The organism is Pseudomonas sp. A125 (assembly GCF_055409485.1).
This window is the reverse complement of the sequence record NZ_JBUZVP010000005.1, coordinates 107,693-125,956: the sequence shown is the minus strand read 5'-3', so window position 1 is coordinate 125,956 and position 18,264 is coordinate 107,693. Positions and strand designations below refer to the sequence as shown.

The 18,264-nt window shown below is 61.3% G+C and carries 18 protein-coding genes and 1 pseudogene; 5 read left to right on the top strand and 14 right to left on the bottom strand.

Going from position 1 to position 18,264, the window contains the following annotated elements; all coding sequences use genetic code 11:
* Positions 1-135: 135 nt before the first annotated feature.
* From ACZRN6_RS08910 to ACZRN6_RS08895, 4 genes are read right to left on the bottom strand one after another with little or no spacing between them, the layout of a single operon-like run.
* Positions 136-888, bottom strand: coding sequence for an N-formylglutamate amidohydrolase (locus tag ACZRN6_RS08910; RefSeq protein WP_322145448.1), 753 nt, complete (start codon positions 886-888; stop codon positions 136-138).
* Positions 872-2,206 (bottom strand): type I glutamate--ammonia ligase, encoded by a 1,335-nt coding sequence (locus ACZRN6_RS08905; RefSeq protein WP_464007741.1) that lies wholly within the window; start codon positions 2,204-2,206, stop codon positions 872-874. The genes ACZRN6_RS08910 and ACZRN6_RS08905 overlap by 17 nt, the downstream gene beginning before the upstream one ends.
* Positions 2,203-2,847, bottom strand: coding sequence for a cysteine hydrolase family protein (locus tag ACZRN6_RS08900; protein WP_322145446.1), 645 nt, complete (start codon positions 2,845-2,847; stop codon positions 2,203-2,205). The genes ACZRN6_RS08905 and ACZRN6_RS08900 overlap by 4 nt, the downstream gene beginning before the upstream one ends.
* Positions 2,848-2,849: 2 nt before the next feature.
* Positions 2,850-3,704: a MurR/RpiR family transcriptional regulator gene (locus tag ACZRN6_RS08895; RefSeq protein ID WP_464007740.1), complete on the bottom strand. Its 855-nt coding sequence runs from the start codon at positions 3,702-3,704 to the stop codon at positions 2,850-2,852.
* Positions 3,705-4,138: 434 nt separating this feature from the next.
* Here ACZRN6_RS08895 and ACZRN6_RS08890 point away from each other — a divergent pair, with 434 nt between their 5' ends.
* Together ACZRN6_RS08890 and ACZRN6_RS08885 are read left to right on the top strand one after the other, a co-directional pair.
* Positions 4,139-5,548, top strand: coding sequence for an OprD family outer membrane porin (locus tag ACZRN6_RS08890; protein WP_322145444.1), 1,410 nt, complete (start codon positions 4,139-4,141; stop codon positions 5,546-5,548).
* 172 nt (positions 5,549-5,720) lie between these two features.
* Positions 5,721-6,149 carry a TOBE domain-containing protein gene (locus ACZRN6_RS08885; protein WP_134326728.1) on the top strand — a complete coding sequence of 143 codons (429 nt, stop codon included), beginning with the start codon at positions 5,721-5,723 and terminating at the stop codon, positions 6,147-6,149.
* A 151-nt stretch (positions 6,150-6,300) separates the two neighbouring features.
* On the opposite strand, the gene ACZRN6_RS08880 is transcribed toward ACZRN6_RS08885, so the two are convergent.
* The 3 genes from ACZRN6_RS08880 to ACZRN6_RS08870 form a co-directional block, all read right to left on the bottom strand.
* Positions 6,301-6,810, bottom strand: coding sequence for a cytochrome P460 family protein (locus ACZRN6_RS08880; RefSeq protein WP_464007739.1), 510 nt, complete (start codon positions 6,808-6,810; stop codon positions 6,301-6,303).
* Positions 6,810-7,862, bottom strand: a complete 1,053-nt coding sequence (locus ACZRN6_RS08875) for an alpha/beta fold hydrolase (protein ID WP_464007738.1) — start codon at positions 7,860-7,862, stop codon at positions 6,810-6,812. Before ACZRN6_RS08875 ends, ACZRN6_RS08880 begins: the two co-directional genes overlap by 1 nt.
* A 132-nt stretch (positions 7,863-7,994) precedes the next feature.
* Positions 7,995-8,522, bottom strand: coding sequence for a GNAT family N-acetyltransferase (locus ACZRN6_RS08870; RefSeq protein ID WP_322145440.1), 528 nt, complete (start codon positions 8,520-8,522; stop codon positions 7,995-7,997).
* A 150-nt stretch (positions 8,523-8,672) separates the two neighbouring features.
* Between ACZRN6_RS08870 and ACZRN6_RS08865 the strand changes: the two genes are divergently transcribed.
* Complete coding sequence (locus ACZRN6_RS08865) at positions 8,673-9,800, top strand: GGDEF domain-containing protein (protein ID WP_322145439.1); 1,128 nt, start codon at positions 8,673-8,675, stop codon at positions 9,798-9,800.
* Between the two features lie 2 nt (positions 9,801-9,802).
* Here ACZRN6_RS08865 and ACZRN6_RS08860 read toward each other — a convergent pair whose 3' ends face one another.
* The 6 genes from ACZRN6_RS08860 to ACZRN6_RS08835 all read right to left on the bottom strand — a co-directional run bounded on the left by ACZRN6_RS08860 (position 9,803) and on the right by ACZRN6_RS08835 (position 16,575).
* Entirely contained in the window at positions 9,803-11,479 is a 1,677-nt protein-coding gene (locus tag ACZRN6_RS08860) for an ATP-binding protein (RefSeq protein WP_464007737.1), read from the bottom strand.
* Positions 11,480-11,683: 204 nt separating this feature from the next.
* Complete coding sequence (locus ACZRN6_RS08855; RefSeq protein WP_322145437.1) at positions 11,684-12,103, bottom strand: organic hydroperoxide resistance protein; 420 nt, start codon at positions 12,101-12,103, stop codon at positions 11,684-11,686.
* Positions 12,104-12,244: 141 nt separating this feature from the next.
* Entirely contained in the window at positions 12,245-13,099 is an 855-nt protein-coding gene (locus ACZRN6_RS08850; RefSeq protein ID WP_322145436.1) for a CAP domain-containing protein, read from the bottom strand.
* An 81-nt stretch (positions 13,100-13,180) separates the two neighbouring features.
* Positions 13,181-14,506: an MFS transporter gene (locus ACZRN6_RS08845; RefSeq protein WP_322145435.1), complete on the bottom strand. Its 1,326-nt coding sequence runs from the start codon at positions 14,504-14,506 to the stop codon at positions 13,181-13,183.
* 58 nt (positions 14,507-14,564) lie between these two features.
* Positions 14,565-15,758: an L-2-hydroxyglutarate oxidase gene (lhgO, locus tag ACZRN6_RS08840; RefSeq protein WP_322145434.1), complete on the bottom strand. Its 1,194-nt coding sequence runs from the start codon at positions 15,756-15,758 to the stop codon at positions 14,565-14,567.
* A 106-nt stretch (positions 15,759-15,864) separates the two neighbouring features.
* Positions 15,865-16,575 (bottom strand): FadR/GntR family transcriptional regulator, encoded by a 711-nt coding sequence (locus ACZRN6_RS08835; protein ID WP_464007736.1) that lies wholly within the window; start codon positions 16,573-16,575, stop codon positions 15,865-15,867.
* A 68-nt stretch (positions 16,576-16,643) separates the two neighbouring features.
* Between ACZRN6_RS08835 and ACZRN6_RS08830 the strand changes: the two are divergent.
* A pseudogene (locus ACZRN6_RS08830) lies at positions 16,644-16,901 on the top strand (hypothetical protein); the annotation flags it as partial.
* Positions 16,902-17,058: 157 nt separating this feature from the next.
* On the top strand, positions 17,059-17,733 hold the full coding sequence (locus tag ACZRN6_RS08825) for a GNAT family N-acetyltransferase (RefSeq protein ID WP_464007735.1): 675 nt from the start codon (positions 17,059-17,061) through the stop codon (positions 17,731-17,733).
* A 52-nt stretch (positions 17,734-17,785) separates the two neighbouring features.
* Here the strand turns inward: ACZRN6_RS08825 and ACZRN6_RS08820 are convergent, their stop codons facing one another.
* Entirely contained in the window at positions 17,786-18,163 is a 378-nt protein-coding gene (locus ACZRN6_RS08820; protein WP_322145431.1) for a COG4315 family predicted lipoprotein, read from the bottom strand.
* Between the last annotated feature and the right edge of the window lie 101 nt (positions 18,164-18,264).

The window sequence follows — 18,264 nt, the reverse complement described above, 5'->3', positions numbered from 1 at the left end:
GGGGTACTTCCATATGAAGTAAGGCGAATGCGCAGCCGCCAAAGCGGCCGAACATGTTCTTGAACCCGGCAGGTTAAAAGACGCCCAGGCGGTTTTTTTTTATAGTTGTAAGACCGGTCCAGCCAACAGCAGCAGCTACAGCAGTGGAGCTAAATAGTCCGCCCATGACTGCAGCGCATGGGGCGTTCGCAGCAGGTCGTTCCTGACCTCCAGCAGCACGGCATCGATGCCCCGCTGATCACCGTGGAACGGTACGGTCATGTCGCCCAGCACATCGACTTCGTAAGGCTGGTTGGCCGCGACGGTCAGTCCCTGGGCGGCCAATCCCTGCAGGATCCCGCCGGCATAAGCGGCGGCGCCGGCAAACAACACGCCGGCTTCGAGCGAGCGGGGTTGGCCGTGGTAAATCGGGGTGAAGCTGTGGACGGCCACGATTCGCACCTCGCGACCTTGCGCCAGCCGCGCATCAATCAGGGCGCTCAGGCGCTGGTGAAAGGGCGTGAACAAACGTTCCTGCCGATACTGGCGAGCGTTTTCATGCAGGTCCCGGTTGCCTGGCACGTCGTAGATTTCGCTGCGTGGCGCAATACTGTCGGGGGCCTCCAGTGGGCGATTGAGGTCGATCAGCAAGCGCGAATAGGCGGCCGAGATCAACGTCGCATCCAGGGCCCTTGAGAGTCGTTCCGCCAGCTTCAGCGCACCGATATCCCACGCGATATGCTCCTTTGCCGCTTCATCGTTCAGGCCCAGGGCGTTCAGTTCCGTGGGGATGTAGGCGCTGGCATGTTCGCAAACCAGAATCACCGGGTGCTCGGACTCTTGCCGGCTGACCCGGTACACCGGTTTCTTGAACAGGCCGTGTTCGGGGGAATCAGTAAAGGCGGGCATAGTGGTCACAGAGTTCGGCAGGCGTCAGTTTTTCGGTCGATTTGAGCTCTTCGGCTTTCAGGGCGAAGTAGGCATCCATCATCAGTGGCGGCAATTGTTCCAGCAGCTGCGGGTTGTTGCGCAGGCTGGCGAGGGCGTCTTCTAGGGTATCGGGCAGGGCGAGGATATGGCGCGCCTGGCGTTGTTCGTCGCTCATGGACTCCGGGTCTTCATCGGAGGAACTGTGCAGCGTGAGCTTTTGCTGGAGGCCCAGGCGGCCGGCAATCAGCACCGTGGCCATGCTCAGGTGCGGTGAGGCGGTCGCGTCCAGCGGGCGGAATTCCAGATTGTATTGCTTCGCCGGGGACTTGCCGCCGAGGGTGATGGTCGGGCAGATCCGCAGTGCGGCTTCGCGGTTGCGTTGGCCCAGGTTGGCGTAGGACGCACTCCAGTGATGAGGTTTCAAGCGCAGGTAGGAAACCGGCGTGGGCGCACTGAAGGCGCACAGCGCGGGCAGGAATTTCAACACGCCCGCCGCCCACTGCAGGCCTTTTTCGGACAGCCCGTTGCTGCTTTGCGCGTCGTACATCACCGCGTTACCGGCAGGGTCCTGCAGGCTGATATGCAGGTGCACCCCGTTGCTCACACCATCGGCTTCCAGCTTGGGCGAGAAGCTGATATCCAGGCCCATCTGCCGGGCGATTTCGCGGGTAATCTCCCGCACATTCACCGCCCGATCCGCCGCCGCCACGCCTTGAGTGGGGCGGCAAGTGACTTCGTACTGAGCCTTGCCGTACTCCGGCAAAAACATCTCGGGTTCGACGCCGGCAGCTTTCAGTGCGCTCAACAGCCAGCCGCCAAAAGACGCGGCATGATGCTGGGCCGAAAGCGAGAAGGCGTGGTGAGCAATGCCCGGGTCGTTGTAGCCCAGGTTGAACTCATGCTCGAACGCGGCAGTGACTTCAAGGCCCAGTTCGTCGCGATACCGCTGGATCTCGTTGCGCAGCAGCGTGCGTGGGCAAGCGGCCCAGGGTTGGCCGTCGGTTTCACAAATGTCTGCATGGATGAAGTCCAGCGCAGGGGCGTCGGTGTCCGGGCCGTTCGGCACTTGCACGCGGGTATTCATGTCCGGGACCAGGCGCAAATCGCCAAACGAACCCCACGGATTATTTTCCGCCACCCGGTCTTGCGGTGTCAGTGCGCTGTTGGCCGGCACCCAGCCCACACCGGCTTGCTGGTAGCTCTCAAGCTCGTCTGTGGGAAACGAGCGTCCGCGGGTCACACCAATCAGGTCGGTGGTGACGATGGTGGTCATTGCCGTTGGCTGGATCAGGCTCACGGGCGCCACTCCTGCAAACGGTTGATCACGGTTTGGGTGTCGGTGATCCAGCAATAACCCTTGATCGCCTCAAGGCAAGCGTGATGCCGTTCGGGGGTGTAAGTGGCGCAGGCGTCCTCAATCAACGTCACCAGGTAGCCACGGTCTGCCGCATCACGTACGGCCATGTCCACGCACTGGTCGGTGACGATGCCGGCGATGATCAGGTGCCGGGTTTCCAGGTTGCGCAGCACGTAGTCGATGTTGGTGGAGTTGAAGACCCCGGACGAGGTCTTGGGCAGCACGATTTCATTTTCCAAGGGCGTCAGCTCATCAATCACGCCGGCCTGATAGCTGCCTTTGGGCAAATGCATGTCTGACAACTTGTGGTCCAGCGAGCGATCACGGCCATCGGCGGTCAGGCTTTCGATGAGGGTGTGCAGCACGTTTTGTTTGGCTTCACGCACTGCATTCAACAGCCGGACCTGATTGGGAATCACCGTTTCCCGGGCGCGGTTCAGAAAGTATTGCGCTTGCGGGCCCTGCAAATGCGGGTCGAGCGCGGGGTCGAGCCAGGCGCGTTGCATGTCCACCAGCAGCAAGGCGGTGTTGCCCGCAGTGAACGGAAGGTCGCGGGGCGAATGATGGGGGAGCGTGAACATGGTTATTTTTCCTCCAGAAGATGAGCCGCGAATTGCGTGCGAAGGGCGTCGATCCCTTCCAGGCGGGCATCCAGGCCATGGCTGTGCTGAGTGAGGGTGGCGATCAGGGCTTCCACCTGCGCGAGGGCGGGCACCATCGTGTCGAAAGCCGACACCGACTCCACCGGGGAACTGATGATCAGGTCGGCCAGTTCCCGCAGCGGCGAGGCATAGATGTCGGTGAACAGCACCACGCGAGCACCCCGCGCCTTGGCGGCGGTTGCCACGCGCAAGGCTTGGGTCTGGTAGCGGCGGTAGTCGAACAGCAGGACCAGGTCCTGGCGCTGGATGTCATGGATTCGGTCGGGTAACTGGGCGTTGTCTTCCAGGGAATGACAGCCCGCACGCAACAGGCGCAAGTGATTCACCAGATAGCCCGCGAGAAAACTGCTGAGTCGGCCGCCGAAGCAGAACACGTGGTGCTTGGTATCCAGCAGCCATTCGGTGAGTACGCGCACGTCTTCGGGCTGGGTCAGGGCCTGGGTTTCCTGAAGGGTGCGGTTGCAGTCATCCAGGTAAGTGGTCCAGGCGTCATCCTGGGACGAGTGCGCGCGGGGTTGCAGCAGGGTGATGGGCGAACGCAGGCGGTGGTCCATTTCGCTGAGGAGGGCGTCCTGGAATTCGGCGTAGCCACCGAAACCGAGCTTCTTTACCAACCGCATGATGGTCGGGTCGCTGACCCCGGCGTGTTCTGCCAGGCGCGCCATGGAGCCGAGGCCGCTGCGTGGGTAGTGGTCGAGCAGGGCACGGATCACCTTACGCTCGGAGGGCGTAGGGCTGAGTGTGGCGTCGGTGAGTTTGTCACGTAGGTTTGTCATATCGCGCCTTGTTGTTTTTGCTACGGCTTGGCGAGAATGAGTGTATTGGTAGTAAATACTACATGTAAAGGCAGATTTCGGCTGTTTGTTGGAAACACCGACCAATCACAGACATCGCGCAAAGGGATGGTGAGTCACTGAGCAAAGTCAAAGCGCACAATAGGGCAGTTGCCTACCACTTCTCGAATTTTCGCAGCCGGTTCCAGGCTGATCAGCGCAGGGCGCTACAACGGTCGTCATACAACCCACTGGCTGCCAGCCCTCAAAAAAGCCCGCCCTGTACGGCCTTTTCATGACGGTTTTTTCATTGCTACATGACAAAAATTTCACATTCTGCGCTAGCGGCCCCATGCCACAATCCGCTGTGTTTGCAGGGCCGCAACGGTATTCGCTCGAAGGACAGTAAAAAAATAATGTTCACAGGGGCGCAGTAAATGAAACTCTCTACATTAGCGTTGGCCATGACCGCGGCCGTGCTCGCACAACACGCCAGCGCAGATGGCTTTGGTCTCGGCTCACTCGGCACGGGTGACGGCCACAGCGGCTTCCTCGAAGACAGTCATTCTTCGATCAGTTCGCGCACCATGTACTACAACGCCGACGTTCACTCCGGCACCGCGAATGACCTGCGTGAAGCGGCTCAAGTACTGCGTTTCGACTACAAATCCGGTTACACCCAAGGCACCGTCGGCGTCGGTTTTGACGTGATGGCTTTTGGTGCGTTGCGTCTGGACGGTGGCGATGGCCACGCAGCGGGTGCTGGCCTGTCGGGCAACGGCAACAGTTTCTTCCCGGTCAAGAACAATGGCACCGAGCCGGCTGACAGCTTCGGTCGCGCAGCCGGGAACGTTAAGTTCCGGATTTCCCAGACTGAATTGCACGTGGGCGGTGGCCTGGCCCCGATCCTGCCGATCCTGGTGTCCAACGACAGCCGTGCCGCACCGCAAACCTTCGACGGCGGTATCCTGACCTCCAAGGACATCCCTAACGTCACGTTCGTGGGCGGTGAACTGAACAAGGCTGAAGGTCGTGCATCGAGCAACTCCACGGGCTTGAGCGTCGCCGGTGCTTCGCGCGACAGCGACAGCTTCCGTTTCGGCGGCGTTGACTACCAGCCGTTTGGTTCTTCCGACAACGTCATCGCTAAAAACCTGACGTTGCAGTACTACTACGCCGACCTGGAAGACTTCTACAAGCAGAACTATTTCGGCCTGGTCCACGTGCTGCCGCTGGGTAATGACCAGTCGTTCAAAACCGACCTGCGCTACTTTGATAGCACCAGCGACGGCAAGAACGGCTCGTCTGGCTACGCGTTCAACAACAACGGCGGTTATGCCAAGCACGCCGGTGAAGTCGACAACAAAACCTACAGTGCTGCATTCACCTATCAGTTGGGCGGCAGCCAGTTGATGCTCGGCCACATCGGCGTGAGTGATGACGGCGGCTTCGTCTGGGTCAACCAGGGCAGCATCGCAGACCCAACTGCCCAAGGCGCGGGCGGCTCCGACTTCTACCTGTTCACCGACGCGGTGGTTGGCCAGTTCTCCCGCGCAGGCGAGCAAGTCAATTTCGGCCAGTACCTGTATGACTTCAGAACCCTGGTACCTGGCCTCAAAGCCTCGATTGCCTACCTCAACGGCAGCGACATCAAGTCCAAGGTCGCCGGTGGCAGTGATCAGTCGGAACGCGAAACCGATTTCCGTCTTGACTACGTCGTGCAAGCAGGCCCGCTCAAAGGCTTCGGTACCACCTTCCGTACCGGTAGCTACCACGGCCACAACACCGGCACCGCCGACCAGGATCAAACTCGCCTGATCCTCAACTACACCTACGCGATCTTTTAATAAGCCGCGCACAAGCACCTGAAAGAAGGCCGCCGATTGGGCGGTCTTTTTTTTGGCAGGTACTTTCAGCGATCTGCCCACGGAGCAGGGCGCTATAGTTGCTTTTAATCAACGCTACGTTTAATCATGCGCGGCAATTCCTAACCTAAAAGTCAACAAAAGGGTCGTTTCCATGAAAGTCAGTGCGCGTAACGTATTCAAGGGCCAGGTCAGCCAGGTCCAGGATGGGGCGGTCAACGCCGAAGTCGTGTTGACCCTGCCGGGCGGCGAGCAGTTGGTGGCGGTGGTGACCATGGAAAGCATCCGCAACCTGGGCATCGCCGTGGGCAAGGAAGCGGTCGCGCTGATCAAGGCGCCGTGGGTGATGCTGATGACTGAATCCAGCGACATCCGCCTGTCGGCCCGCAATTGCCTGGAAGGCAAGGTGTTGAGCGTGAATGACGGCGCGGTGAATGCTGAGGTGGTAATTGAATTGGCGGGCGGTTCGAAGGTGTTTTCCATCGTCACCCGCGATGCGGTGGCCGAGCTGGGCCTGAAGCCGGGTGTGAGTGCGACGGCGGTGATCAAGGCGTCTCATATCATCCTGGGCGTGCCGGCCTGATAAAACCCCACACAACGTAGCAGCTGTCGAGCCCAAGCGAGGCTGCGTTTGCGGTGTATCTGACACACCGCCGACGCAGCCCGCTTGGGCTCGACAGCTGCTACGGGATGTCCGGTTGCCGCGGCGTTTGTTGTTGAAACGGGCTATTGCGCTAAGGCGCCAGCCGGGTGAACACGTAATCGTGGTTCTTCACCAACGCCTGATGGCAGGCAAAGCATGTCTCATGCTGCGCCTGGTCCACCGGCTTGCCGTTGATGAACCGTCCAAAACCCCAGCCTCCGGTCGCTGCATATTTCTGCGAGTCCTTGACCATGAACTGCACAGTGGTGGCCGCGCCGGGAATCGAGGCGGTCTTGAACTCCGGCGATTGCACATGTTTCCAGGCCAGTTTAGCCAGCACGGTGCCGTCAGGGAACGGCAGCGTGCCGTCGCGGTAAGCCTTGAGCGCCACTTTATTGCCCAGCACCACTCGCAGTTCGTTCAGCGGGTCGGCTTCCTGGGCCGGCGCGATCAGCTCCCATTGGCGGTAGCCATCGGGAATGGTCACGCCGTAGATCGGTGACGGCTCGCGGGTGGGCGCGCCGCCAAAGGCGAACCCGGTAGCCGTGGCCACAATGGCGGCTGTTGCAGCGACGAGTGCAGCTAGGTCCAGGCGCTTCATCACAGGTGGTCCGCATCAATCACAGCCTTGGCAAAGGCTTGCGGTGCTTCCTGCGGCAGGTTGTGGCCGATGCCGCCGCTGATCAGCCGGTATTCGTACTTGCCGGTGAAGCGCTTGGCGTAGTCCTGCGCTGCCGGGTGCGGCGCGCCGTTGGCGTCGCCTTCCATAGTGATGGTGGGCACGCCGATAGACGGGGCGGTGGCGAGTTTTTGTTCCAGCGCTGCATATTGCTTCTCGCCCTGGACCAGGCCCAGGCGCCAGCGGTAGTTGAAGATCGACACGGCGACGTGGTCGGGGTTGTCCAGGCCTTTGGCGCTGCGGTCGAAGGTGGCGTCGTCAAACGCCCATTTCGGCGAGGCGAGCTGCCAGATCAGCTTGGCGAAGTCGTGGGTGTTTTGCGCGTAGCCGGCAGCGCCGCGATCGGTGGCAAAGTAGAACTGGTACCACCATTGCAATTCGGCCTTGGGTGGCAGCGGGTTTTTACCGGCCGCCTGGTTGCCGATCAGGTAGCCACTGACCGACACCAGCGCCTTGACCCGCTCTGGCCAGAGCGCCGATACAATGTCGGCGGTGAGTGCGCCCCAGTCGTAGCCGCCGAGCACGGCGTGTTTGATGTTGAGGGCGTCCATGAAGTTGATCAGGTCGACGGCAAGGGCGGCCGGCTGGCCGTTGCGCAGGGTCTTGGCCGACCGGAAACGGGTGTCGCCGTAGCCCCGGGCATAGGGCACCAGCACGCGGTAGCCTTGGGCGGCCAGCAAAGGGGCAACCTGCGCGTAGCTGTCAATGTCGTAGGGCCAACCGTGCAGCAGGATCACCACCGGGCCATCGGCCGGGCCGACTTCGGCGTAGGCTACATTCAGCAACCCCGCGTTTACGTGTTTCAACGGGCCAAACGCCGTTTCGGTGCTGGCGCTGGCAGCCGTTGGCGCTTGAAGGGTTTGTGCGCTGGCAACACCGAGGGCCCCGCACTGCAAAAACGCGAAGGCCAGCAGCGAAGCGCCCATCAGGCGGCGGGGCTTGAAGCGCGGTGGTGTGTTCAACGCAGTGTGCATGGCGAGTCTCCAGCGGCGGGTAGTGTGCGTGCCCACAGTTGAACGCCGTTGTGTATCTGGCCTGTTTCGAGAAAACCGCCGGGTTAAAGCGTTTGTATCCCAGGGCGGGCTGGACACACTGCGATACACAGCTCAGGGGATCCGCGTGGCCCTGTACACCAGGCTGGGTGCCTGCCCGGGTACATCGTCCAATTCATCGATACGCTGCATGCCGATTTTTTCCAGCACTTTGATCGAGGCTGCATGCGCCGGTCGAACCACGCCGTAGACGGTTGGCTGGCCCAGTTCGACAAAGCCAAATTGCAATGCCGCCCTGGCAAGCTCTGTGGCAAATCCCTGGCCCCAGGCGCTGACGGCGAAACGGTAGCCCAGGTTGATTCGCTCCACCGTGCCGTAGTGGTACAACGTGATGCCGCCAAAGCCGATTACGCATTCCGGCGCCTCTTGGGTCGCAATTGCCCATTGGCCAAAACCATGGTCTGCCCAATGCTTGAGCCAGCGGGCAAGGGCGGCTTTGGCTTGAGGGAGGTTGGCCAGTGGGCCCGCCGGGTTGTAGCGATTGGTCTCGGGGTCGCCATAGATGGCGAACACACTCGCTGCATCGTTCACCGTCGGGGGCCTGAGAACCAGGCGTTGGGTGGTTATTGGGTGGGTATTCATGAGTAGGCTCTGATCCCTGGAGCGCGAGAGAAGGTGTTCACCTATATTTATCCTGCTTTCGGCGCTCTGGCACGCTTGATTCAGTTGTTAGGGCTACTGGCAGGATGCCACAATGGCACTTTGTCGCGGCAGTATGATCAGGCGGACCAAATGAATGGCCTTGGGCGTGGGCAGGACCAGGATTGCTTCATCGAGGAGCAGGTACGAACAGATCGGTTGCATCAGCTATTTCGACAGTCATTCTCTGCGGTTTTCGGCAGTTATATGGCGGCCGCCATGCTGTGCTGGCTGTGCTGGGAACGGTTTGACCACACGGTAATAATGGTCTGGCTGGTGGTGTTGGCCGGCACGTCACTGTTGCGTGTATCGATGTTTATGGCCTGGTTTCGCTGCCCCAACCATGAGCGCACTCCCGCCCGCTGGGAACGGCGCTACTGGATCACGCTGATGCTGTCTGCCGGGGTATGGGGCGCAGGCGCACTGGCGCTGATACCGACTGACGACCGACTGTCCCAGGCTTTGGTGATGCTGTTTACCGTGGGCATGTCCGTCAGCGCGGTCTCGTGTTATTCGGCCTATCGCTACATGACGCTGGTGTCCATGGCCCTGGTACTGCTGCCGTGTACGGTGTGGCTGCTGTTTCAACCGTCCTCGATGCAAGTGGGCATGGGGCTGGCGGTGCTGGTGTTTTCTTCCTTTGTAGGCGGCGCCACGCGCAAACTCTCCGATGCCTTGGAGAAAGCCTTTCGCCTGACCCGGCAAATGGAACGCGCCCACAATATCTCCACCCGCGCCGCACAAACCGACGAACTCACCGGCCTGATGAATCGCCGGGCGTTTTTTGAACATGCGCAGTTGCTGTACGAGCAATGCCGGCAGCACCAGCAACCCTTATGCGCGCTGATGATGGACATGGACCACTTCAAAAACATCAACGACACCTACGGCCACCAGGCCGGCGACCAGGTGCTGCGGCAAATTGGCGGGGTGATCAGCGCGTCGTTTCGCCAGGCCGATGTCTATGGCCGGTTGGGCGGCGAAGAGTTTGCGGTGCTGTTGCCGGACACCTCGCTGGAGACCGGGCGCGACATCGCCGAGCAGTTGATCAAGGCCATCGCCGGGCTGACCAGCGAGCCGGTGCATGGGCTTACCGCCAGCCTCGGGGTGGCCTGGGCCCGGGCTGTGGATCAAGACTTGCACGGGCTGATGAACACGGCAGACAAGGCGCTTTACCGGGCAAAGGCCCTGGGGCGCAACCAGGTGGCGGTGGCCGAGTAGCTTCAGCCCTTGAGCAGCGCCTTGGCCAGCACCTGTGAAACCTGGTCGGCCGAGTAGGGTTTGGGCAGGAACGCCAGGCCTTCATAGCCGCTTTCGGCCAGTTCCTCGCTGTAACCCGAGGTCAGGACTACCGGCAAGTCGGGCCTGCGCCGGCGCAATTCCCTGGCCAGTGCCACGCCGCTGATGCCGGGCATCACCACATCGGAAAATACCGCGTCGAACGCCATAGCATCCTCGCCGGCCAGCGCCAGCGCTTGTTCGCCATGGGTTGCCCAGGTGGTCTGGTAGCCCAGGTCCTGGAGGATCTGATTGGCAAAGCGGCCTACTTCCAGGTTGTCTTCCACCACCAGGATATGGCGCTGGGCGTCTTCCGCGATCAGCCCGCCAGCCGCCTCGGTGCCGCGCTCGGAACCCTCTTCGGGCGCCACTTGCGGCAGGTACAGGGTAAACACCGTGCCTTGGTCGACCCTGCTCGCGACATCAACGTTGCCGCCCGATTGCTTGACGAAACCGAACACTTGGGACAAGCCCAGGCCGGTGCCCTTGCCGACGTCCTTGGTGGTAAAAAACGGTTCGAAGATGCGCTCGAAAGATTCACCGGGAATACCGCTGCCGGTGTCGGTCAGTGCAATCGCGATGAACGCCTGGCGCGAGCCAGCATCGCCCCGGATGCGCGGCAGCGGTTGGTCGGCGTCCAGGCGCAGGGTGAGGGTGCCTTGGCCGTTCATGGCGTCCCGGGCATTAAGGGCGATGTTGATCAGGGCGGTTTCAAACTGGCTGGAGTCGGCACGGATGTAACACGGTTGCCCGGGCAGTTCGACCCGCACCTGAATCCGCGCGCCCGTGACCGTCTCGAGCATCTCGCCAATATTTTTTACCCGCAGGCATGCGTCGAATACTTGCGGGTTCAGCGGCTGGCGCCGAGCAAAGGCGAGCAACTGGCTGGTCAATTTGCCTGCCCGTTCCACGGTGTCGGTGACGGCGCTCATGTACCGCTGGCGACGTTCTTCGGACAGGCTCGGCATGCGCAGAAAATCCACGGACGAGCGAATGATGGTCAGCAGATTATTGAAGTCGTGAGCCACTCCACCGGTCAACTGGCCAATGGCTTCGAGTTTTTGTGATTGGCGCAACGCCGCTTCGGTCTGGGCCAGCAGGGTGCTCCTTTCGTCGACCCGCTGCTCCAGGGTTGCATTCAGCTCGGCCAGGCGCCGGGACAGGACGACGGTGGCGGTGGTTTCGGTCACGGTGTCGAGCATGCCGACCACGGTACCTTGCACATCGCGAATCGGGCTGTAGCAAAAGGTGAAATATGCCTGCTCCGGTGCACCGCCGCGTTCGACGATCAACGGGAAGTTTTCGATGAAGGTGGCTTCACCGGCAAAGGCTGCGTCGGCGATGGGGCTGATTTGGGCCCAGGCTTCCTGCCAGATCTCGCTGAAAGGCCGCCCGAGTGCGTCGGGCTTGTTGCCAAGAATCGGCATAAACCCGTCGTTGTACAGGGTGACCAGCGAAGGCCCCCAGACGATTGCCTGGGGAAAGCTTGAGGCGAGGCACAGCGCAACGGTGGTCTTGAGCACATCCGGCCAGTGGTCCAGCGGCCCAAGTGGCGTGGTGGCCCAGTCGTGATGCCGGAACCGTTCGGCCATTTCGCCGCCGCCTTGCAGCCAGTTTGTCATTCGGTGCGCGCCTTTTTGCCACGGGTTGCTGAAGTAGGGGTGCCAACGTACAGACACCCCTGGATTCAGCCAGTTCAGCAGGATTATCGACTAGATGGCATTTTAATGTCTGCGCCAATAATCACGCTTCGCGCCGGCCAAAAATAGGCGAGCAGGCGTGCGCCCACAAAAAGCCGGCTACCAACTTGAATACCATGTTGCGCTTTAGATCAGGGTAATCAGTACATCAATATTGCCGCGGGTTGCCTTCGAATACGGGCAGGTCTGGTGGGCCAGGTCGACCAGCGCCTGGGCGACCGAGTGTTCGATACCCGGCAGGCTGACGCGCAGGCGGGCTTGCAGGGAGTAGCCATGTTCCGGGCTGTGCAGCAGGTCTACCTCGGCGTTCACCGCTGTGCCAGCCGGCAGGCGAACCTGAAGGGTTTGCGCGGCCTTGCCCATCGCGCCGATAAAGCAGGCGGACCAGCCGGCACCGAACAACTGCTCGGGATTGGTGCCCGCAGCCCTGGAGCCTGGCGGCGCCAGCTTGATGTCCAGTTGCAGGTCATCGCTGTGGGACGCGCCTTCACGCCCGCCAGTGGTGTGGGTCTTGCCGGTGTAGAGCACGGTGCTGTTCTGGGACATGACGGTTTCCTGATAAGTGGCCTCGGGGTGGGCCGGTGTGCACAGGAAACCGTGCTGGCGTATCCGTAATGTTTCACTCCCGGGGGCGCAACGCCTCGCAGTGTGTCGAACCGCTGCGAGGATACCCTGGGATACACACCGCTACTGCTGCGCGCCAAATAACCCGGTCCAGTAGATGCCCGCGTCACTCTTCGGGTCCATGGCATAGGCGGCGCCCATTTCGCGGAACTGCGGGTTCATCAGGTTGGCGCAGTGCCCGGGGCTGGCGAGCCAGCCGTCGACCACCTTGCGTGGGGTGTCCATGCCGGCGGCGATGTTTTCGCCGATCTGCTGGCCGATGTAGCCTGCCAGTTCTGCCCGGTCGCCCGGGGTGCGGCCGTCATGGTCCAGGTGATCGAAGAAGTTGCCGTTGGCCATGTTGCGGGCGTGGCCGGCGGCGGCGCTGGCGAGTTCTTCGTTCCAGCTCAGGGGCGTGGTGGCAGCAAACGCCTGGACGCCACACTGCCGCGGTTGTTGGCGGGCGGCGTTGATGATGTCGAGTACCTTCCTGCCTTCGGTCTGGGTTTCACCCAGGCCGCTGGTCAGCAGCGGGCGGGCCAGCACAATACGCCAGTCCTGGCCGCTGTTGCTCACGCCGATATCGATAAATTGCGGGTCGAGCACCACCCGGCAAAAACTTTCGCGCACCGCTTTCATCGCGGCCTCGGCATTCTTGGGCCCGCTCAGGCTGATGGCCTGCACGTTGACCATCGGGTACGCCGCCCGCGCCAGCGCCTGCTGCAAGTCGCCGACACTGTTGACCGGCAACACCAGCCGCGAGTCGCTGGCCAGGGGCGGCAACTCCTGGGAACCCTGGTTGCCGCAGCGCTGGACCTGGCTGCGGTATTGATTGATCGAGTCGACCAACAGGCTTTCTTCACCCGCCTGCGCCTGGGCGCTAAACACCAGACTGGCGGCCAGCGTCGTAAGACCCATCATCAATGACAGAACGCGCATGGACGTTTCCCTTGAGCTTGAAAGTGCCCATGATGCGCGATGAAGGGGCATCCATGCACCCGTTGGTCCGAACTTTTTGCCTCAGTTCTTGAATGCCGAGTGTTTACGGCCCTGGTCACACAAGGCGAACACCACCACCAGCAGGGACGAGATCGCAAGGATTATCACAACGCCATCAGTGGAGTGAGTGGCTGACGCAGCGACCATCGACAACGCCCCTAATGGCGCCAGGCCACCTGCGATCGCGGTGCCGATTTCGCGCCCGGTGCCAAAACCCGAGGAGCGGGTTTGAGTCGGGAATTGGCGGCTCAGGAACGAACCCTGCGGGGCAAACATCATGGGCGCGAGGATGCCGGTGCCCACCCCGATGGCGACATAGATCATCAGGCTCTCGCCGGTATTGAGCAGCGCGAGGAACGGGTAGGCAAACAGCAGCGAGAACAGGCCCCCGAGCATCAGCACGGTCTTGCTGCTCCACTTGTCGCACAGCCAGCCGAAGCACGGCACGGCGACGATGGCGATCAGGCTGGCGATGGTTACCGACAGCGAGGTGACGTGCACATCAACGCCCTTGAACTGGGTCAGGTACGCCAGGGAAAAAGTCTTGAAGATGTAGCTCAGAGCGTTGTAGCCAATCGCCACGAAAAACACCACCGCGAGTCCCTTGAGGTCGTTCTTGAACAGCGCCTTGAGCGGCGAGGCCTGGGCTTTCGCGGTTTCCTTGCTCAGTTCCTTGAACTCCGGGGTTTCCGGAATGCTGTTGCGTACCCACAGGCCTACACCCACCAGGGCGATGCTGCAAATGAACGGAATCCGCCAGCCGCCGGCCAGCAGGAATTCATTGCCGTTGATGGTCAGCAGGTACACGGTCAGCGACGACAGCAACAAGCCCAGGTTCAGCCCCAGCGCCGGCCATGCACCCTGGCTGCCACGTTTGCCTTCGCTGGCGTGCTCGTAGGAGGTGACCGCCGCGCCGGACAATTCGGCCCCGGCGCCCAGGCCCTGGATGATGCGGATAAACACCAGCACGATTGGCGCCCAGATGCCGATGGAGGCGTAGCTGGGGATCAGCCCGATCAGGGTGGTGCACACGCCCATCATGCAGAAGGTCAGCACCAGCACTTGTTTACGCCCGAATTTGTCGCCCAGGTAGCCAAACAGGATGCCGCCAAACGGGCGTGCGATAAAGCCGATGGCAAAGGTGGAAAACGCCATCAGCGTCGCGGCTTTCGGGTCGCTGTTATCGAAGAAGATCTTCGAGAACACAATCGCCGCCATGGTGGCGTACAGATAAAAGTCATACCACTCCAGCATCGAGCCGAAGATGGTTGCGGCCGCGACTTTGCGCAGGCGTTTGCTGGTTTGTTCGGGCGTTTCGGTGTCTGGGGTGCGGGCTGTTGCCGTCATTCTGGAGTTCCTTCCTGGTCATTATATTTATTGTCAAAGTGAGGCGTATTGCGGTGTGTCAGGCGGGCGTGAACATGCGGTCGGCGATCATCGCGCCGATAGGAATCGCGGAGGTGGCAGCGGGTGAAGGCGCATTGCACACGTGGAGCATTCGCGGGGTCTGGGCGAAGAGGAAGTCGTGCACCAGGGTGCCGTCGCGCATCACGGCCTGGGCGCGGATGCCGGCTTCATAGGGCAGCAGGTCTTCGATGTTCAGCGATGGGCAGTACTTGCGGCATTGCGCCAGGTAGCCGGACTTGAACAGTGAATTCTTCATCTCGACGCTGCCGGAGCCGAGGTTCTGCCAGATGGTTTTCCAGAAGCCCGGGAAGCTTGCGTACTGCGCCACGTCGCGCCAGTTCACCGAAAACTTGCGATAGTTTTCGCGGCCAAGGCCCAGTACGGCGTTGGGGCCGACGGTGACGCTGCCGTCGATCATGCGGGTCAGGTGCACACCGAGAAACGGCAGCTCCGGGTCGGGAATCGGGTAGATCAGGTGGTTGACGAGGTTGTTTTTCGATGCTGGCAGGCGGAAGTATTCGCCGCGAAACGGGATGATCTGGTGGTCGATCTTTACCCCGGCCATCACCGCCAGGCGGTCCGATTGCAAGCCGGCGCACACCACCAGGTGTTTGGCCTGCCAGCTTTCGCCACGGGTGCTGACGGTGACTTTGTCGGTGTCCTCGACGATCGCGGTGACGGTGCGTTCCAGGCAGATTTCCCCGCCGGCGCGGCGGATCACCCGGGCCATGGTTTCGCAGACTTCGCGGTAATCGACGATGCCGGTGGTGTCGAGAAACAGCCCGCCCAGCCCGACGATGTTCGGTTCGCGCTGGCGCAACTGGTCGGCGTCCAGGCGTTCGACCTTCATCCCGTTGAGCTGCGAGCGGGCGTAGAGCGCTTCCATCCGCTGCACTTCCAGCGGCGTGGAGGCCACCAGCAGCTTGCCACACACCTCGAACTTGATGCCGTGCTCGGTGCAGAACTGCTTGGTGGCTTCGGCGCCGCGCTTGCACAAATCGGCCTTGAGGCTGCCCGGCGCGTAATAGATGCCGGCATGGATTACCCCGCTGTTGTGGCCGGTCTGGTGCTTGGCCAGCAGGCTTTCCTTTTCCAAAATCACCAAAGAGGCGTTGGGCTGGCGCTTGAGCAACTCCATCGCAGTGGCCAGGCCGACGATGCCGCCGCCGATGATGCAAAAGTCATAAATCATTGTTTTAAGTACCTACGCATTTCAGTCTGCTTATCAGGTTGTCAGACTAATGGTTTTATTAAAAAAACGGCGTACCCAAGGCACGCTTCAAAAGGGTCTGGATCGGTCAGTTGATGGCGGGCAATTCCAGGTTCAGGCGCCTGGCTGCGGCGCGCAAGTGCGCCTCGGCACAGGCGGCGGCGCCTTGGGCATCACTGTCGAAGATGGCCTGGTACAGCGCGGTGTGTTCCTGGGTGGCGTCGGCCGAGCCGCTGACGAAGCGTGTGGCAGAGTTTTCCCAGGCGGTCTTGCGGGCGCTGGCCAGTTGGCTTCTGAGGAAGTCATGAAAGGCCACGAAATAATCGTTCTTGCTGGCCTCGGCGATGGCGCGATGGAATTCCACATCGGCCAGGGCGGCGGCTTCGAAGTCGGCGCGCTTGTCGTGCATTTCCTGCAGGGCGCTTTTCATGCGCTGCAGGTCTGCAGCGTCGCGGCGCAGGGCGGCAATCGAGGCGGCCTGGGTTTCGATCCACAGGCGCACTTCGAACATCTGCGCCAGGTCCGGGCGGCGGCCGTTTTTTTCCGGGAAGCGGAATACAGTGCCGGCCGGGGTTTGCGAGATAAATGAGCCCAGGCCACGGCGGGCGGTGAGTACGCCGTCGGCCTTGAGCTGGGCAATCGCTTCGCGCACCACCGAACGGCTGACATTGAGCTGTTCAGCCAGTTGCTGTTCGGTGGGCAGGCGTGCCTCGGGCGCCAGTTGGCCAGAATCGATTTCGGCGCGGATGGCGCTGACAACGCGCACAACGAGCGAATCAGGGCGCTGGAGCTCAAGCATGGGAAAACCTTGGTGATCAGGTTGTCAGACAATAGTCGTAACGATTTTATCTTGTCAAGATATGTGTCGCCCTGGCGCTGGCCCGCAGCACCGACCTGATCGCCAGCGTACCCGAGCGCCATACCGCCAACCTGCACAGCGACCTCCACCGCTTTGCGCTGCCGTTCGCGTTCCCGGACTTCACCGTGTCGATGCTCTGGCACCCGCGCCTGGACGCCGACAGCCGAGCCTGGCTCACCAATTTGGAAAGCACCGACTCCCTGTGGCGAGGGAGCTTGCTCCCGCTGGGCTGCGGAGCAGCCCCAAAACCTGCATCCTGTTTCTAGCTGAAAGAACGCGGTGTGTTTGATTGGGGCTGCTACGCAGCCCAACGGGAGCAAGCTCCCTCGCCACAATAGGACTGAAGTAATTCGCTCCGGGCCTACTGCGGCCCTTCAACAGGTACAATCCGCCCAGCCTTGACACGAAACACCAGGAATTCGAATGTTCAGCCTTACCCGTTACGAAACACCATGCCCCGAACCGATCAACGCGCAGATCCTGCAGATGGTGGTCGACTACCTGACCGACATCAGCATGGTCGCCATCGCGCCGAGCAACCTGCTGTACAACGTGTACCAGTATGCGATCGGCTATGAGGTGCACCTGTACCTGGAGGCGCTGGGCGGGTCGAAGGGCATTGCGGTTGAATTGATCGTCGCGCTGGACGCGCAGGAGCAGGTGATTGGCTTCCTGCTTTACCTGCCGGTGAAGGACGATCCCGAGGCGTGCGGCGTGGCCTTCATGGCGGTGCACGCCAGCCATCGGCGCAAAGGCGTGGCGCGGGCGATGATGCAGGACATGCTGGCTCGCTACCCTCACGCCGAACTGACCTGCGCGGTGGAGAAGGTGCCGGCGTTTGAGTCCATGGGCTTTCAACTGCGCGGTGTGCGTGGCACTCAGGTGTTGATGAACACCCGCGACTACAGCACGGACGGCTTGATGGGGTTGCTGGATGTGGCGTCGATCTACAGCTCGCTGGAGGTGCGGCAGATCCACACCTATCTGCTGCAAAAGCACGGCAAGCGGGCGATGATCGATGCCGAGAAACAGCGCGACCGGCACTTCGACCAGATGACCCACAAAGCCCGGATGTTTGTGCACGCAAGGCTGGGGTGACGCAGCACAATGTGGGAGCGGACCCGCTCCCACATTGTGATTGGTATGCCTGTTATGGCTTGGCCAGGTTCCAGTTGCCGCCAACGCCGTCACCGGTGATGTCGCCCGGCTTGCTGTCCTTGACCCAGGTGTACAACGGCTGGCCTTTGTAAGCCCACTGCTTGCTGCCATCGTCACGGCTGACCACGGTGTAGCCGTCGGCATCCTTGGCACCGGCCGAGGCGGTCAGGGCCGGCCAGTTGGCCAGGCATTGGCCGTTGCAGGCGGATTTGCCGGCGCTGTCCTTGGCGAAGGTGTACAGGGTCATGCCCTTGCCATCCACCAGGACTTTGCCCTTGGCGCTGTCGGCGATTTTGGCAGGGGCGGCGAAGGCCATGGTCGAAGCACACGCAATCATGACAGCGGCAGCAAGGGAGAATTTTTTCAACATGACGAACTCCTGGGGGTTTTTCTTGGTTTGAGTACTGGCCTTGTGCTGTATTCACAAGGCGTACTCAGGTAAACACCCGTCGCGCCGGTTTATTCCCCTCA

Excerpts from the sequence above, each read along its gene's own strand:
- ACZRN6_RS08910 (WP_322145448.1), bottom strand. The coding sequence starts at position 888 with ATGCCCGCCTTTACTGATTCCCCCGAACACGGCCTGTTCAAGAAACCG.
- ACZRN6_RS08900 (WP_322145446.1), bottom strand. The coding sequence starts at position 2,847 with ATGTTCACGCTCCCCCATCATTCGCCCCGCGACCTTCCGTTCACTGCG.
- ACZRN6_RS08895 (WP_464007740.1), bottom strand. The coding sequence starts at position 3,704 with ATGACAAACCTACGTGACAAACTCACCGACGCCACACTCAGCCCTACG.
- ACZRN6_RS08890 (WP_322145444.1), top strand. The coding sequence starts at position 4,139 with ATGAAACTCTCTACATTAGCGTTGGCCATGACCGCGGCCGTGCTCGCA.
- ACZRN6_RS08885 (WP_134326728.1), top strand. The coding sequence starts at position 5,721 with ATGAAAGTCAGTGCGCGTAACGTATTCAAGGGCCAGGTCAGCCAGGTC.
- ACZRN6_RS08880 (WP_464007739.1), bottom strand. The coding sequence starts at position 6,810 with ATGAAGCGCCTGGACCTAGCTGCACTCGTCGCTGCAACAGCCGCCATT.
- ACZRN6_RS08875 (WP_464007738.1), bottom strand. The coding sequence starts at position 7,862 with ATGCACACTGCGTTGAACACACCACCGCGCTTCAAGCCCCGCCGCCTG.
- ACZRN6_RS08870 (WP_322145440.1), bottom strand. The coding sequence starts at position 8,522 with ATGAATACCCACCCAATAACCACCCAACGCCTGGTTCTCAGGCCCCCG.
- ACZRN6_RS08865 (WP_322145439.1), top strand. The coding sequence starts at position 8,673 with ATGAATGGCCTTGGGCGTGGGCAGGACCAGGATTGCTTCATCGAGGAG.
- ACZRN6_RS08860 (WP_464007737.1), bottom strand. The coding sequence starts at position 11,479 with ATGACAAACTGGCTGCAAGGCGGCGGCGAAATGGCCGAACGGTTCCGG.
- ACZRN6_RS08855 (WP_322145437.1), bottom strand. The coding sequence starts at position 12,103 with ATGTCCCAGAACAGCACCGTGCTCTACACCGGCAAGACCCACACCACT.
- ACZRN6_RS08850 (WP_322145436.1), bottom strand. The coding sequence starts at position 13,099 with ATGCGCGTTCTGTCATTGATGATGGGTCTTACGACGCTGGCCGCCAGT.
- ACZRN6_RS08845 (WP_322145435.1), bottom strand. The coding sequence starts at position 14,506 with ATGACGGCAACAGCCCGCACCCCAGACACCGAAACGCCCGAACAAACC.
- lhgO (WP_322145434.1), bottom strand. The coding sequence starts at position 15,758 with ATGATTTATGACTTTTGCATCATCGGCGGCGGCATCGTCGGCCTGGCC.
- ACZRN6_RS08835 (WP_464007736.1), bottom strand. The coding sequence starts at position 16,575 with ATGCTTGAGCTCCAGCGCCCTGATTCGCTCGTTGTGCGCGTTGTCAGC.
- ACZRN6_RS08825 (WP_464007735.1), top strand. The coding sequence starts at position 17,059 with ATGTTCAGCCTTACCCGTTACGAAACACCATGCCCCGAACCGATCAAC.
- ACZRN6_RS08820 (WP_322145431.1), bottom strand. The coding sequence starts at position 18,163 with ATGTTGAAAAAATTCTCCCTTGCTGCCGCTGTCATGATTGCGTGTGCT.